General features: G+C 44.7%; 17 protein-coding genes. 9 read left to right on the forward strand and 8 right to left on the reverse strand.

Features of this window, described 5'->3' with window-relative positions; translation table 11 throughout:
* Positions 1-24: 24 nt before the first annotated feature.
* Positions 25-816, forward strand: a complete 792-nt coding sequence (locus NO352_RS14375; protein WP_268600099.1) for an HAD-IIB family hydrolase — start codon at positions 25-27, stop codon at positions 814-816.
* A 275-nt stretch (positions 817-1,091) separates the two neighbouring features.
* Here the strand turns inward: NO352_RS14375 and NO352_RS14380 are convergent, their stop codons facing one another.
* A complete protein-coding gene (locus NO352_RS14380; protein ID WP_268600100.1) occupies positions 1,092-1,610 on the reverse strand; it encodes an NAD(P)H-dependent oxidoreductase in 519 nt (172 codons plus the stop codon).
* A 373-nt stretch (positions 1,611-1,983) separates the two neighbouring features.
* On the opposite strand from NO352_RS14380, the gene NO352_RS14385 reads away from it, so the two are divergent.
* The 3 genes from NO352_RS14385 (at position 1,984) to NO352_RS14395 (ending at position 3,438) form a co-directional block, all read left to right on the forward strand.
* On the forward strand, positions 1,984-2,274 hold the full coding sequence (locus NO352_RS14385; RefSeq protein ID WP_268619965.1) for a winged helix-turn-helix transcriptional regulator: 291 nt from the start codon (positions 1,984-1,986) through the stop codon (positions 2,272-2,274).
* A gap of 97 nt (positions 2,275-2,371) precedes the next feature.
* On the forward strand, positions 2,372-2,680 hold the full coding sequence (locus NO352_RS14390) for an antibiotic biosynthesis monooxygenase (protein WP_268600101.1): 309 nt from the start codon (positions 2,372-2,374) through the stop codon (positions 2,678-2,680).
* Positions 2,681-2,709: 29 nt separating this feature from the next.
* The gene (locus NO352_RS14395; RefSeq protein ID WP_289355961.1) at positions 2,710-3,438 is read left to right on the forward strand and encodes a 3-ketoacyl-ACP reductase; all 729 of its coding nucleotides are present in this window, start codon (positions 2,710-2,712) and stop codon (positions 3,436-3,438) included.
* A 128-nt stretch (positions 3,439-3,566) separates the two neighbouring features.
* Here NO352_RS14395 and NO352_RS14400 read toward each other — a convergent pair whose 3' ends face one another.
* Positions 3,567-4,316 (reverse strand): alpha/beta hydrolase, encoded by a 750-nt coding sequence (locus NO352_RS14400; protein ID WP_289355985.1) that lies wholly within the window; start codon positions 4,314-4,316, stop codon positions 3,567-3,569.
* A 358-nt stretch (positions 4,317-4,674) separates the two neighbouring features.
* Here NO352_RS14400 and NO352_RS14405 point away from each other — a divergent pair, with 358 nt between their 5' ends.
* On the forward strand, positions 4,675-4,947 hold the full coding sequence (locus NO352_RS14405; RefSeq protein ID WP_289355962.1) for a hypothetical protein: 273 nt from the start codon (positions 4,675-4,677) through the stop codon (positions 4,945-4,947).
* 150 nt (positions 4,948-5,097) lie between these two features.
* Here the strand turns inward: NO352_RS14405 and NO352_RS14410 are convergent, their stop codons facing one another.
* Both NO352_RS14410 and NO352_RS14415 read right to left on the reverse strand, forming a co-directional pair.
* A complete protein-coding gene (locus tag NO352_RS14410; RefSeq protein ID WP_268600104.1) occupies positions 5,098-5,739 on the reverse strand; it encodes a GTP pyrophosphokinase in 642 nt (213 codons plus the stop codon).
* A gap of 170 nt (positions 5,740-5,909) precedes the next feature.
* Entirely contained in the window at positions 5,910-6,173 is a 264-nt protein-coding gene (locus NO352_RS14415; RefSeq protein ID WP_005546235.1) for a YqkE family protein, read from the reverse strand.
* A gap of 336 nt (positions 6,174-6,509) precedes the next feature.
* Here NO352_RS14415 and wecB point away from each other — a divergent pair, with 336 nt between their 5' ends.
* On the forward strand, positions 6,510-7,667 hold the full coding sequence (gene wecB / locus NO352_RS14420) for a non-hydrolyzing UDP-N-acetylglucosamine 2-epimerase (protein ID WP_289355963.1): 1,158 nt from the start codon (positions 6,510-6,512) through the stop codon (positions 7,665-7,667).
* Positions 7,668-7,804: 137 nt separating this feature from the next.
* On the opposite strand, the gene NO352_RS14425 is transcribed toward wecB, so the two are convergent.
* A complete protein-coding gene (locus NO352_RS14425; protein WP_289355964.1) occupies positions 7,805-8,146 on the reverse strand; it encodes a cupin domain-containing protein in 342 nt (113 codons plus the stop codon).
* 344 nt (positions 8,147-8,490) lie between these two features.
* On the opposite strand from NO352_RS14425, the gene NO352_RS14430 reads away from it, so the two are divergent.
* Both NO352_RS14430 and NO352_RS14435 read left to right on the forward strand, forming a co-directional pair.
* Complete coding sequence (locus tag NO352_RS14430) at positions 8,491-8,871, forward strand: VOC family protein (RefSeq protein ID WP_262866568.1); 381 nt, start codon at positions 8,491-8,493, stop codon at positions 8,869-8,871.
* 181 nt (positions 8,872-9,052) lie between these two features.
* Entirely contained in the window at positions 9,053-10,273 is a 1,221-nt protein-coding gene (locus tag NO352_RS14435; RefSeq protein ID WP_005546228.1) for a GNAT family N-acetyltransferase, read from the forward strand.
* Positions 10,274-10,385: 112 nt separating this feature from the next.
* On the opposite strand, the gene NO352_RS14440 is transcribed toward NO352_RS14435, so the two are convergent.
* From NO352_RS14440 to NO352_RS14450, 3 genes are all read right to left on the reverse strand, one after another.
* Positions 10,386-11,321, reverse strand: a complete 936-nt coding sequence (locus NO352_RS14440; protein ID WP_289355965.1) for an aminoglycoside phosphotransferase family protein — start codon at positions 11,319-11,321, stop codon at positions 10,386-10,388.
* 31 nt (positions 11,322-11,352) lie between these two features.
* Entirely contained in the window at positions 11,353-12,033 is a 681-nt protein-coding gene (locus NO352_RS14445) for a YdeI/OmpD-associated family protein (RefSeq protein WP_262866567.1), read from the reverse strand.
* Between the two features lie 127 nt (positions 12,034-12,160).
* Positions 12,161-12,760 carry a DUF2087 domain-containing protein gene (locus tag NO352_RS14450; protein ID WP_171416595.1) on the reverse strand — a complete coding sequence of 200 codons (600 nt, stop codon included), beginning with the start codon at positions 12,758-12,760 and terminating at the stop codon, positions 12,161-12,163.
* Between the two features lie 254 nt (positions 12,761-13,014).
* Between NO352_RS14450 and NO352_RS14455 the strand changes: the two genes are divergently transcribed.
* Positions 13,015-13,938 (forward strand): GNAT family N-acetyltransferase, encoded by a 924-nt coding sequence (locus NO352_RS14455; protein ID WP_289355966.1) that lies wholly within the window; start codon positions 13,015-13,017, stop codon positions 13,936-13,938.
* Positions 13,939-13,991 lie beyond the last annotated feature (53 nt).

The following is a 13,991-nucleotide window of genomic DNA, read 5'->3' on the forward strand; positions in this document are numbered from 1 at the left end:
TTCAGTCAAAGGAGAACATCTTACATGCACTTCATTTTTGATATTGATGGTACGATTTCATTCAAAGGACAGCCTGTCTCTGCTCCAATTATGAATTGCCTTGCACGCATACAAGAAGCTGGACATATCGTAGGCTTCGCTTCGGCACGTCCTTGCCGGGATATGCTTCCTGTCCTGGATGAACGCTTTCACCACAACCTGCTCATCGGCGCCAACGGTGCCATGACCTATTTCCAAGGTGAGCGTCTAGCGTCAAGCCCGCTTCCGCAGGCAACAGCCGATGCGATTATGAGCTTGCTGCATCAATATGAAGCGGCCTACCTTGTTGATGATGAGTGGAACTATGCGCACAACTTGGAGGGGACACATCCGTTCCTATTCCATGTCGATCCGCTGCGCCTAGCTGCTTGTTTACCTATGAATGAAATTTATAATGTGATCAAGATTCTCGTTCTAGGCAGCAATCGCTTAGAGGAGCTAACGGAAAAACTGAAGTCGCTGGATACAACGCTCCATTACCACTCCGCGGAAGGCATCGTTGATATGACAAGCATCGGTGTCAACAAAATGGCTGCACTTCGCTCGTTTGGGATTATCCCTGGACAATTCGTCTGCTTCGGCAATGATATGAATGATATTCCGATGTTTCAGCAGGCTGGCTATTCTGTTGCAATTGGAAGCTTCGACAAGCTGCTTCCGCTTGCATCATGTAACATTCCTGTCGACAGCGATACAGAAGAACGCATTATTGCGAAGCTTGAAGAACTGGCGTTTGGCAACGGAATTCCAGGGAATGCAGCGTCAACGTCTGCATAAGCACGTCCTTCAACATAGATAACGATGAACGGGTAATCGAAACGGATAGGAACATCCCAATAACTCGAAGAGAGCTCAATTGTCCACTTTTTAGTGGATGTTGAGTTCTTTTTTTGTCTCCATATCACACCAATAAAACAAAAAGGCCGAGTTAAAGGAAACATGCACATTCCCTTAACCCAACCTTTTTTTCAAATTTAAAGTTCGTCTCACAGCTAGGTGAACCTACTTTGCGGCACTCCTATTCGTTATACTCCGCCTACTTACATCAGCTCCTATTTCAACAGATAGGATACATAGTCCTTGACACTATTCTGAATCGCAGCCTCTTCCGCTCCCATTGCTCCATGGAATACGAATGCAGGCAGGTATGTTGTGCCGATCAGATTGCTAGTCGCCTGGAACGGCTTCAGCAGCTCACTCATGGAATAATGATTAAGCCCGCCCGCCTGATACTTCTCTTGCGGGCTTCCGGTCGATATAGCCAGCATAAGCTCCTTGCCATGCAAGCGATCGCCGCCCGTGCCATATGCCCAGCCATATGTAAGCACACTGTCCAGCCATTGCTTCATCAATGCCGGCGAGCTGTACCAATAGAATGGAAACTGCCATACGATGCGGTCATGACTTTCAATCAACGCCTGCTCCTTCTGTACGTCAATCTGTCCATTGGGATATTCCTTGTACAGCTCGTGTACAGTAATGTTGTCATGCTTGCGCAGCTCTTCGACCCAAGCACGGTTAACGTTAGAGGCATCCAAATTCGGATGTGCAACTATGACAAGCACCTTCATAATATTCCTCCCCTTCTGTGCATACAGTATCATCATTAATTTTAGCACAATACATGATTCATTACCTATCATGCCTTTCTCATAGTCTATACTTGCATAGCCCCTTATCTGATCTAGCCAATCGAAGCCATGAGCTCGTCCTGTTCCCCACTGCTTCTTGCGAGGTCTCAGCATTGTCACCATCGACTTCATTGCACTATACTAAATGAAGTGCAATAAGAGAAGGGGGCTTCACATGTCAACTCCAGAACAAACCACACATACACCTTGCCAAGAAGGAACATTACACGCTTCGGCCTCCCTAGATACAACACATAAGTATGAATCTCCCGTGGATACGGCCTCGATCACAGCATGTCCCATTGAGCATACAATGCATATTATCGGGGGGAAGTGGACTTTTCTAATATTGCGCGATTTGTTTCACGGGACAAAGCGATTCGGCGAGCTGGAACGCGCACTCCATGGCATCAGTCCACGCACGCTCTCACTCCGATTGAAGGAGCTGGAGCAACAGAACATTATTCAACGAACCGTCTATTCCGAAATCCCTCCACACGTCGAATATTCATTAACGGAGAGGGGAATTACGCTTCGTCCCATATTTGATGCCATGAAGGAATGGGGAACAAGATGGAATGTGCTTGGTAATACTCACAAGTGAGTGTGATCTTGTCCAACAGTTCGAGTATAATAGAGAGGCAGATATACAATCTGTACAAATGAACATGAACATCATTATGCACACAGGAGGCGATAGCATGTTAGTCGTGACGAACACAATCCGAATTAAAGAAGGATTCGGGAAGCAAGTGGCAGAGCGATTCGCGCAGGCCAAGGGCGTACAGCAAATGAGCGGATTTGTCCGCTTGGAGGTATGGCTCGGTCCAGGTCAGGAAGGCGAAGAAGAACTGAAGGTCTGTACGATGTGGGAGAATGAGGAGTCATTCCGCAACTGGACATCTAGCGATACCTTCCGCGAATCCCACCGGGGTGCCAGCGACAGCAAGCAGTACATGCTGGGTGCTTCTTTGAACAAATACGAGCTTGTTGTTAGTCATAACGGTTAAGCAAAAAAAAGTAAAAGGAGATTAAAAATATGAAATTGCAAGATCTTACGAACAAAACCGCACTGATTACTGGCGCAGGCAAAGGTATTGGCAAAGCGTTGGCCGAATCGTTAGCGCAGGAAGGCGTACATCTTGGCCTCATCGCCCGTACAGCCGCTGATCTTGAAGCTCTAAAAGCCGAACTTACTGCGAAATATGATATCCGAGTCGCGATCGCAACGGCTGATGTTGCAGTACAAGAGGACGTCAATCGCGCCGTTGCTTCTCTTTCGGAGCAGCTTGGCGCTATCCACATTGTCATTAATAACGCAGGCATTGCCAAGTTCGGCAAGTTGGTCGATATGGATCCGCAAGAATGGGAGCGCATTATCCAAGTCAACTTGATGGGCACCTACTATGTTACTCGTGCAGTGCTCCCTGCCATGATTGAACAGAATGAAGGAAGTATTATCAATATTTCTTCAACTGCTGGAGAACGTGGGTTTGCAACAGGTTCTGCCTACAATGCATCCAAGTTCGCGGTTATGGGCATGACCGAAGCGCTCATGCAGGAAGTTCGCAAGCATAATATCCGTGTAACTGCATTGACGCCAAGCACCGTAAATACAGAACTCGCAGTAAATGCAGGGCTCAACATCGGAGACGAGGAGCGCATGATGCAGCCTGAGGATGTAGCCGAGCTTGCACTAGCTGCGCTTAAGCTGCCGCAGCGTGTCTTTGTGAAGACTGCTGGTATTTGGACAACCAATCCACAGTAATTATCATTTCGTTCCATACATCGGAAATACTTGCAGCACATGCAGGCTGGCCAAGGGAAATTCTCTTTTGGCCAGCCTTTGTTTTTAATCATTCCGTACACATTACCGCAGCCCTCATACCCCCGTACTTAATCCCGCCCTGCTTCAATAAGCTTCTCCGCAACGAGATGCGGTTGAATATGAAATGGGGTCATATGATCGCCATGTGCCGTTATGAGCCGGAACAGCCCTAATCGACTTGACATATGGGGGTGCCAGCCATACTGCTCCCCTTGAGGCAGCGCAGTATCATCCGTTAAGTACAAGTAGCTTCTGGGCATAGGTAAACGATAGAATTTCGACAGATCCAGCTTCTCAAACAATGGCCCTGCAGGCTCTGGTGTAACCGTACAATAGACATGATACGCCAGCTCAATACTGGCATTGTTCATGAATGTCTCCCTCCATACGGTAAAAGGCAACATAATGGTATTGTCAGATGATTGTTGTGCCAGCTGCGCCCACTCCTCTTTGCTTTGCGGTGGTATTTCATCTGCAGCACTATATCCATCGCGTACAACAAATGCATCCATAAAGACAAGCCGACGTATACGATCAGGGACATGTTCTACCGTCTTGCAAATAACCGTACCGCCAAAGCTGTGCCCAACCAGTACAACATTTGAGAGTTGATAGTGCTTGATACAATGAACGACTGCATCCACATACATGGCATGCGTTACATTTTTATTCCAATCCATCCCATGTCCTGGCAAATTCGGAGCGTACACCCTATGCCCCATACTGTGCAGAACTTCGGCCGTTCTTGACCAATAACGGCAATCCCCCCATGCTCCGTGAACAAGAACAAAAGTAAGGGATTGGTCACACCAGTTCATATACCTTGCATCCTCGAACTCTTGCTGCATCTTCATATTTGCATAAGATGATTGATTTTCCGACTCGAATCCCCCATATCCTCCATTCCTTTCATGGCTCATTGCAACGCTCCCTTCACTCATCTAAAATAACGTTCCCTTAGAAAGAACCCTATTTCATATGTATGAGCAACAGGAGGGAATAAGCATCTGAGTCTTAACATGAATAGCAAGGCTGTAAAATACAAGTGGTGTTCAACGCTTACGTAAAAATTTTGAATCTTGGTTAAGGTAATGTAGTAGTTAGTCAAAAGTGGGGGTTAATCATGGGAAAATAGATGCCTCTTGTAGTTTATTGGAAGACGGGGGAAGAAAAAATGTGACACTTCATCAGGAGCAAGCCTGCTGTTCGGATTCCGACCATTTATCGGGAACAAGGAGTTCATTTCTTTCAATCGAATTATATGCCCCTTCTGAATACAACGGTGGTTGGCCCGAGGGATTCAGGGGACCAGATATTCCTGACGGCCCTCTGGTCTACACGTCCAAGCATGAGCCACTTCCACTGGATGAAATCGAGAAGCTTCTCATACTGCTAGCAGTTGGCGGTGTTACGGGCTGTCCTCATTCTGTTACACGTCATGATCGCTAATTATTACGATCAAATTTTTGGACCTCATGCGTATTTGCGTTCCCATGCGGAGTACCTCGCTAAGTGGCATGGGATCAAATAATCGTTCGAGATAAAACAATAGGCCTTCCTTTTGAAGGAAAGCCTATTTGCCTTTTATTTTATTTTTATTTATTTCAACAGCTGATTCCGAAGCATGGACATTTGCTGATCCATTTGAAATGCCGATTTGGATAGCTCAAATAATTGGGTGCGTGCATCCTCGGGCACTTCGCCGCCTTCATATTTATAGTTCAGCTTATGTTCTGTAGCAGCCCAGAAATCCATCGAAGACGTTCTCAACTGAATTTCGGCTGGTACCCACAGCACTTCCTGCGAAAGAATGACCTGTGTCTTGACAACCATATGCAAGCTCTTGTAGCCGCTTGGCTTTGGGTTCTGAATGTAATCTTTTACTTGCAGCACTTGGATGTCTTCACGTTGTTCGATATGTTCTTTCATCATATATACGTCATCAAGAAATGTAGTGACAATCCGCAAACCAGCAATGTCACGGATGTTATTTTGTACAGATTCCATGGAAAATGGAATTCTCTTTTTTTCTATTTTTTTGAGCAAGGATAGTGGGTTTTTCACCCGTGCCTTCATATGTTCGATCGGGGAATATCCAAACTTTGTCTTCCATTCCAAATCAATAATTTGAAAGTCGCTTTGCAGCTCGTTCAGAGCCATTTCATATTGACGGAAAAATCCGCCCCAATGCTTCTGTATCGCTTCGAACAATTCAAATTTGTTTAAGATAGGCAAGTTCATGTTGTTTCCTCCAAATAATATGTGAACAATGTAACAATCCTATATAAACTAGATTACATCCTCTTGAACCAGAGATCAAATGCACATAACGTGAATGAGAGATCTTTAAAGCTCATAAGTGCTGACCATACGTAACAAAAGCGTGAGACGCTCTCGTCTGCACGCTTTTGTTAATTTTTAAATTTTCGCCAATCCATGCTGCTGTTATTCAATAAGTACTCAAAGTTATTATCAAGCTTCTTCTGCTCCACACGGCGAGCCTCTTCCGCCTTCTGTCGTTCCACTTCCTTGCGGTTATCTTCCTGAACCTTCAGTTCTTTGGCTTGTGCCTTCAACTTGTCCAGCACCTCGGAACTTAACAAGTCCTTCAATGTGGCTGGCTTCTCTGCTGTGTTCTGAGTCGGAGCAACTGCTGTTCTGCGTTTCTTCCCCATTTCGATCACCTCGATTTCATTATCATTATATCAGTTATCCTTTTGCCGTTCCATGTGTCCACATATTTTCCTTATCTGATGGTTGTCCATTATACACTCTCTAACCCACCTGGCATAATCGAAAAAACTTTGAATCAGTCTTGTCTCCACTTTAATTTCCCCAACATTTTTATGACAATAATCAATAACAGTGATGTAATGCCTTCTCTATCAAAATATTCGTCAAAGAAAATATGACCTCCTTCGCTTCATCCCTCGAACTTATGACTTACCCAACCTCATGTGGTAATATTAGGAATGTTCCATATTAGAATCGAGGTAGAGGGGGCTTTCCATATGAATACAAAGAAGAAAATCATGGTCATTTTCGGGACAAGGCCGGAAGCTACCAAGATGTGCCCTGTCGTGCAGGAATTGAAGCAGCAATCTGATTGGTTCGATACAAAAGTTGTTGTTACCGGACAGCACCGAGAGCAGCTCTATCAGGCTCTCTCCCATTTTTCTCTATCGCCTGATCTAGATTTACGCTTAATGAAAGAGAATCAATCTCTCGCCTATTTCACGTCCGCTGCTATCGCTGGACTCGACAATGTACTTGCAGAGGATAAGCCGGATATGATCCTTGTTCACGGCGATACGCAAACAGCGATGTGCGGTGGGCTTGCGGCATTTTTCCACAAAATCCCAGTTGGACATGTAGAAGCAGGCTTGCGTTCGCACAACAAATACTCCCCATGGCCAGAGGAAGTAAACCGTAGAATTGTCGATGCGGTAACCGATTTGCTGTTTGCGCCAACTTCGGTTGGAAAGGATAATCTTCTGCGTGAAGGGTATAGCGAGGGGCATATTTACATAACAGGCCAAACTGCTGTAGACGCCGCTTTGCAGACTTATAAGGAAAATTATACGTTCAGTGAAGCTGCATTACATGCACTTGTCCAGCATCAAGGCAGAATCATTACAGTGACGGCCCATCGTCGGGAGAATTATGGAACTCCAATGCAGAACATGTTCCGAGCCATTCGCCGAATTGTAGATGAACATCCTGATACTGCTATCATCTATCCTATTCATATGAGTCCAGTCGTCCGAGATGCAGCTCACACGCTTCTATCCGGGCATGATCGCATTCATTTGCTCAATACGCTGGAATACCCGGATATGATCAACCTGCTTGCCCGTTCCTATCTGATTATGAGCGATTCCGGCGGCTTGCAAGAAGAAACAACGGTGTTCAATAAGCCGCTTGTTCTGATGCGAGACACGACAGAACGTCCGGAAGCAGTGGATGCCAATATGGTTGCCCTTGCGGGAACCGAGGAGGACTCGATTTTCAATATTGCGAACCGACTGCTTTCGGATGAGCAGACTTACCTAGGGATGACCAAGGCAAGCAATCCATTTGGTGATGGACAAGCTTCCAAGCGCATCGTTCAGATCATCGCGAACCACTTCGGTTTTACCTCGGAGCAGACAATTCCATTTAAAGGATAGAGAACGTTACATTCGAACAGCATGGCACATCTGTTGCCATACCAATAGTGCCCCTAAGATTAGGTGATGGATATCTACCACGGTATCCTACCCTATCCCCAGGGGCACTATGTCATTTGCCTTATGCAACGCTATGATTACATATTTTGGGCATAGCGCTCACATGGCGTTTTCGTCAAAATAACATACAGGCTGGAATCGGCATCTGTCCCGTTACGATAAGCAAAATTTTCGTCTCCAGCAATATGAAGGATATCTCCTTCTTCAACTTCAGTCTCCACCCCATTGACAGTCACTGTCCCGCTTCCGTCCAGAACTAAGATATATACATCAGCTCCCGGATGATTATGTGTCGGCAATTCGGCTCCTCGGCTGAAGTTCAACACGAAAATAACGTTGTCTCCATCCTTATGAATGATTCGTTTCGTAAATCTGCCTTCTACATATTCCTGAAATTGGGATATATGATTTTTTTGCATGAGATCTCACCTTCCAATATTGTAAATGAATCTATTTTCCAATCTTCGACGAGAGAAACATTCCTGTCCTGCACCTATTATATAGGACGGATCCAAAAACATTGTGATTATAATCACATAACAAAATAGAATACTTTCCCCAATTACCAAGCGTCATATACAACTATGACGTTGAAGCAATCCCTAATCTTAATTTTATAATCCTATCGTGTAATCAAAATAAAGGAATTGGAGCTGCGATTGATGAACTGCTGTCTTCCCGTCTGTTTGCTTGCAATCCAAGTCCAGAAATTGTACCATCGAACATGGATTCAGCAAATTCAATGAGAAGTGGAGAATGACCTATGATCAATCAAATCGGACAAGTTATGCTGTATGTAAATGATCAAGACCAAGCCGTGCAATTTTGGACAGAAAAGGTCGGCTTCGTTGTCGTATCGGAAGATAACAACGGACAAGGTATGAAATGGATTGAAATCGCCCCTGCACAAGGTGCTCAAACCTCCTTCGTGCTTCATAACAAGCAGCTTATTGCTCAGATGCAGCCAGAGCTTAACCTTGGCACACCTTCGATCATGCTATTCTCCGACAATCTCGATGGACTGTATGAAGCTTTCAAGGATAAAGGCATTACGGTCGGTGAATTAGTGACCATGCCCACAGGCCGCTTATTCAACTTTGCAGACAGCGAAAACAACTATTTTGCGGTTATGGAGAAAAAATAAACCCGTTTTCCAATATACAACGCCTCCACTTTCGTGGCGGCGCTCTTTTTTGTTTCGCAGCTTCTGCCTATCGTCGTCTCTCCTACCTTCACAGTCCTTATTTCTATACATGATTGAACCATGTCAATTTCGTGTAAAATAGTATAAGGCTAATCGGCCCTAAATAAGGAGGTTCTATTCCATGAGCCGTCAAAAGCTGCAAGAAAGACTGAAAATGAAGGAAGTTGAAATCCAGCATGGCGAGCAGTTCAATGACTTGCTGCGCTATGTATTCCAAGTGACCAATCATGATTTGCAGGCGCTAGGTTGGGAAAATCGCGAGATCGCGCAGGCTAAGCTGCCTGTGCTGAGGCAGGCTGACGTGCTGGGCTGGTTCGATGGGGATAAACTTATTTCCCAATTGGCAGTATACCCGTTCCAAGTCAACATCTTTGGCCAAATATATGAAATGGGCGGATTAACAGGAGTCGGCACCTACCCTGAATACGCCAACCTAGGCTTAATGAATAAGTTGATGCGTCAAGCCCTGACGAATATGCGCAAGCGCAAGCAATCCGTATCCTATTTATATCCTTATTCCATTCCTTACTACCGCCGGAAAGGCTGGGAGATCATCTCCGATAAAATCTCGTTCGAAGTGAAAGATACACAGTTGCCCAAGCTTAAAACAGTACCCGGCAATGTAGAGCGTGTTACGATTGAGCATCCAGACGTGCGACAAGTCTATCACCACTTTGCTCTGCAGACACACGGTGCAATGCTGCGCAATGAACTGGCGTGGGAGGAATATTTGCGATGGGATCTCGATGATATGACCGTGGCCGTTTATTATAACAGCAGCCATGAGCCAACAGGGTATTTGCTTTACTGGATTGCCGAGGAAGTGTTCTATATGAAAGAGATGGTGTATGTGAACCAGGAAGCACGCAATGGCTTATGGAACTTCATCAGTGCACACTTCTCCATGGTGACCAAAGTAAAGGGGCATATTTATACCGATGAACCACTTGCCTTTTTGCTTGAAGACAGTGACATTAAGGAGACGATTGCTCCCTACTATATGGCAAGGATCGTCGATATCGGCTTATTTTTGAAACAATATCCGTTCCAGCCACAGGAAATGCCGTGCAGCTTCACCTTCGTCCTCCACGATCCGATGCTGGAGTGGAATCAAGGCGTGTTCACCTTATCAGTAGATGAACAAGGACATGGGAAGCTGATCAAGGGTGGAAATCAACGAGATGCTGAATTCGATATCCAAACATTAACCACTATGCTTATGGGCTATAAGCGCCCATCTTATTTAGCAAAAATCGGACGATTCCAGGCCAACGAAGCAACCATTGATATGCTTGAACGACTGATCATCCGCCAAATCCCATACTTCTCCGACTATTTCTAAGCGAACAAAAAGAGAGCACTTCCAACTCCCAAACGAGTTAGAGTGCTCTCAACTGCTTTACGCCACTTCTGATGGACGATGCTGTTTGCTTCCATTTCTACTTCCGCTTCCGTCATTCCATAGGCAGGTGTGCTTGAAGCAATCTTTTTACTTCATAAATATCGGTTAATGACTGAGCACCCAGCTTCGAATACTTCTCACAGATCATTCTAACAAAGTCAAAGCCGAATTCATGCAGCAATATAGCGAGAAATACCTCATCGATGAACGCTTCGCGGCTGCAATTCAGCTCATGCATGAACAATTGGATCAACTCGGCATCAAAATCAAATAACGAGAACAAAATTGGCGGGTATTCATACGCCGCTGGAGCAATCGTACTGTCTGCAAAGTCGATCATGTAAAGCTGACCTTTTGCATCAACCATGACATTCTCCGCTGTGATATCGCCATGCACATATACGGGCTGTGATATCGGGCTTTTCGCGACAATTTCAGCAATTTGAGTTCGGATAGCTTCAGTAAATATGTTCCATCTCGCGTTGCGAACGACTCTTTGCTTTATAGCATTTGCATCGACCTGCTCCTCAGGCAGCGTGTTCAGCTTGTCCAGATTAGCAAGCAGTTGCTTAACGAATGTCGCCTTCTGGGAGGATGTTGAATTAGGCAGTACCTTGCCCGCTTCCTGCCCTTGAATAAAGTCCATGATTATATAACGGAACAAATATTTATCTTGAATAAAGGATGCCGCGATAATGTTCGGCGCGTGAATGCCTTGCTGGAGAGCACGTTCCATTGCACTGATTTCTGCATCGTAATCAGCGTCGGTATTCGCTCCAGATTCCTTGGGCGCAAAAATTTTAATCACGTAGCTGCCTGCCCGAAATACCGCGTTCGTGCCTGGAGTTACATTCGATATTTGCTCTGCGCCGCTCAAATCTTCTTTCTCGTAAATGACTTCGATGAGCTGTCGAAAATCTTCAATTGATTGATAAACGGCTCCCCATGAATTCCAATTCTTGATTTCCTTTGTAAAAGCGAAACTCATTGGCTGACTCTCCCCGATCCTGCACAATATGTTATTTTCCTCGTCTTCGATAAAGATCAAATGATTTGTATCCCTTGGCCAAAATGGACTCCATCTCTATTAGCCTTTTTTGCTGCGTTTCTGTTTTTTTGGCACTATACACATAACGCGCCCAATCCTTTTGATAGCCTGGCGTCAAGTTGTTGTAAAACTCCAATTGCGCGCTGTTTGCCAGGTATTTCTGAATGTCAGCGATATGATCCACGTAGTCATCTACACACTGGCTCTTTGTAGCTCCTGCTGGTTTGGTTGTTTTTTTCGTTTCCGACTTCAGCCCGATTACCGTAAACACGTCATCCAAGCTAACCATCCGCGCAAATTTAATAGCGCTGTTTGCTACATAGCCATCCTCATTGACGAATCCAATATTGAAAAAGCTGTCACGTTCAATATATTGTTCATATTTGGGATTGTTTTTCTTCGGATAAGCGACGAACAGATACCCCTTGTTATTCAACAACTGCTTATCGATAACCATCTGTACGAGCTCTGTAAATTCTTCTAGCGTGAAGATAAATGCAAAAATAAGATCATAGTTCTCCTTGCGGATTGCATTGTCATAATCCAATTCATCGAATTCTGCTATATCGCTCGGCTTGTTCAAAATCAGCTTCATCGGGTATTTATTCAAATTCAATTTATCAATAATATTCTTCTTGGAGTTCTGGTTCATCCTGTGTCAGTTCCTTCCCATATGTGCTGTCCATTAGTATACCATCCAGCCTGAGAAACCACATATCCTGACCAACTGTTACGTGCACTGTCTATACCTAATTGGCTGTGAAGTACCCAGCCTTTGTTCATGATAAGGTTGACCAATTGGCCCACAACTCCCGCGGGTTCATCTCATAGAGATCATTTTCTCGGTACAAAAATTGATGCATAATAAATTCCCGGCGAATCGTAGCAAAATCCTCATGATAGGCCTTAATAAATTCATTGATTTCCTTCTCGCTGTATTTCCGCCCCATTTCAAGGTTAGACACCATATGTTCCAGTACAATAAGCTTCTTTTTTAGCTGGGAAGGGATGTTCTTTAACTTGCCTTCCTTGGAAATAAAATTGCGAATGACCGAATCTTTCATCCGCTGTTGATCCTCATTCAACATTTCAGCACCTCCTTCAGCTCTGCGATAAATGAGATTCATGGCGGCAACGGCATTGTTTTTCAGAAAATAGTCATTTAATGAAAAATAAATCATGTTCTTCTCTCTTCGTTCGTTAATGAGGCTCGCTTCGCGAAGCTTGGATGCATGATGGGTAATCGTAGCTGGTGTAACGAACAGCTTCTCTGCCAAGTCTTGACCGTTACGCTCGCCTTCCGCCAGTAAAATAAGCATTTTGATGCGTGTAGGATCGGCCAACGCTTTATGATAAGCAACTACTTTCTCTACCTGCATTGGGGGTATTCCTCCTCTGTTCGATCTGGGAAGCTCAATATGAAACAGGCAATAAAAACATTCGATTATGAAATGTGAAGTCATGATCACAGGTGGCATTATACAAATTGAATAAACATCTAATTAGATGTTTATTAAAATAGATGGTACACAATCAAGGAATATATTGTCAATCCATATTTTGTACCCTATAGTTATGAGGAAGGAATGACGTTTTAAGCTAGACTCACCTGAAAAAAAGAGAGGGGAATTCTGTGAATTTACTATCGTCTGAGCTTCAGATCCGTAATTTTCAACAAGAGGACATGCCTTTGCTAGGGGAATTATATCGATCTGTTACTTCGCGACCGAATGCAATATTTTGGTGGGTAGGCGAAGAAGCAAATTGGTGCAATGTAGTATGTGCCTTCGAGCACGGCAAGATGGTTGCCAAGGGACAGGTCAGTATCATTAATATTGTACCGCCCGGCCGGGCTCAAGAGAACAAGCATGCCATTTACGTGAATATCAAAGCTATCCCAGAACGTGAGCATGACTATGTGTTGCTTGACCGTATTTATAATCTGCTGTACGCCAGAGCCATCGAGTTGAAGGCAACACTTCCTGCCGAATACGGAACGAGACTCTGTGTTGGCAATGATTCAACAGAAGAGGCGAACAGTCAATTCTTCCTGCAGCGTGGTTACCGTCATCTGATTAGTCTATATCAAATGGAACGAATGATAGAAGCACCAATTCCAGAGCTGCAATTGCCAGAAGCTTATCAATTTTCTTATTGGAATTTAGATACGTCTGAAGAAGCTCATGCCTATCTGGATATCGATACAGAAATTTGGCCAGATAATCCGCTTGGATTGGAGAGACTGAATGAATACAGGCAGTATCCGCTCTGGACTTCTATGGTTGTCCGCCAAGGAGATACGGTCGTAGCCGGTTTATTGATTTGGAAAGAAGACGAATATGTCCAAATCGATAATGTATTCGTTCGCGAGAAATGGCGGGGTCAGGGCCTTGCGAAGTTCCTGCTTGCTCAGGCATTGCATTATGCCCAGTCTCACGGCTTGACACGTGCTAGCCTGGAGGTATTAACCGACAATCGAACAGCATTACGATTGTACGAATCGCTCGGATTCGAGCAGAGGGCAGAAGAACTAAGGTACTGCATAGAGTTGAGATAAATGGATCGCTCTACAGGATTAGACAGGATTAGGCTGGAACAATTAGATACTAA

The organism is Paenibacillus sp. S-12, assembly GCF_030363895.1.
GTDB lineage: Bacteria > Bacillota > Bacilli > Paenibacillales > Paenibacillaceae > Paenibacillus_B > Paenibacillus_B alvei.

Coding starts and splice junctions, on each gene's coding strand:
- NO352_RS14415 (WP_005546235.1), bottom strand. CDS start 6,173: ATGGGGAAGAAACGCAGAACAGCAGTTGCTCCGACTCAGAACACAGCA.
- wecB (WP_289355963.1), top strand. CDS start 6,510: ATGAATACAAAGAAGAAAATCATGGTCATTTTCGGGACAAGGCCGGAA.
- NO352_RS14450 (WP_171416595.1), bottom strand. CDS start 12,760: ATGCAGGTAGAGAAAGTAGTTGCTTATCATAAAGCGTTGGCCGATCCT.
- NO352_RS14380 (WP_268600100.1), bottom strand. CDS start 1,610: ATGAAGGTGCTTGTCATAGTTGCACATCCGAATTTGGATGCCTCTAAC.
- NO352_RS14430 (WP_262866568.1), top strand. CDS start 8,491: ATGATCAATCAAATCGGACAAGTTATGCTGTATGTAAATGATCAAGAC.
- NO352_RS14425 (WP_289355964.1), bottom strand. CDS start 8,146: ATGCAAAAAAATCATATATCCCAATTTCAGGAATATGTAGAAGGCAGA.
- NO352_RS14440 (WP_289355965.1), bottom strand. CDS start 11,321: ATGAGTTTCGCTTTTACAAAGGAAATCAAGAATTGGAATTCATGGGGA.
- NO352_RS14395 (WP_289355961.1), top strand. CDS start 2,710: ATGAAATTGCAAGATCTTACGAACAAAACCGCACTGATTACTGGCGCA.
- NO352_RS14445 (WP_262866567.1), bottom strand. CDS start 12,033: ATGAACCAGAACTCCAAGAAGAATATTATTGATAAATTGAATTTGAAT.
- NO352_RS14400 (WP_289355985.1), bottom strand. CDS start 4,316: ATGAACTGGTGTGACCAATCCCTTACTTTTGTTCTTGTTCACGGAGCA.
- NO352_RS14390 (WP_268600101.1), top strand. CDS start 2,372: ATGTTAGTCGTGACGAACACAATCCGAATTAAAGAAGGATTCGGGAAG.
- NO352_RS14435 (WP_005546228.1), top strand. CDS start 9,053: ATGAGCCGTCAAAAGCTGCAAGAAAGACTGAAAATGAAGGAAGTTGAA.
- NO352_RS14385 (WP_268619965.1), top strand. CDS start 1,984: ATGCATATTATCGGGGGGAAGTGGACTTTTCTAATATTGCGCGATTTG.
- NO352_RS14410 (WP_268600104.1), bottom strand. CDS start 5,739: ATGAACTTGCCTATCTTAAACAAATTTGAATTGTTCGAAGCGATACAG.
- NO352_RS14375 (WP_268600099.1), top strand. CDS start 25: ATGCACTTCATTTTTGATATTGATGGTACGATTTCATTCAAAGGACAG.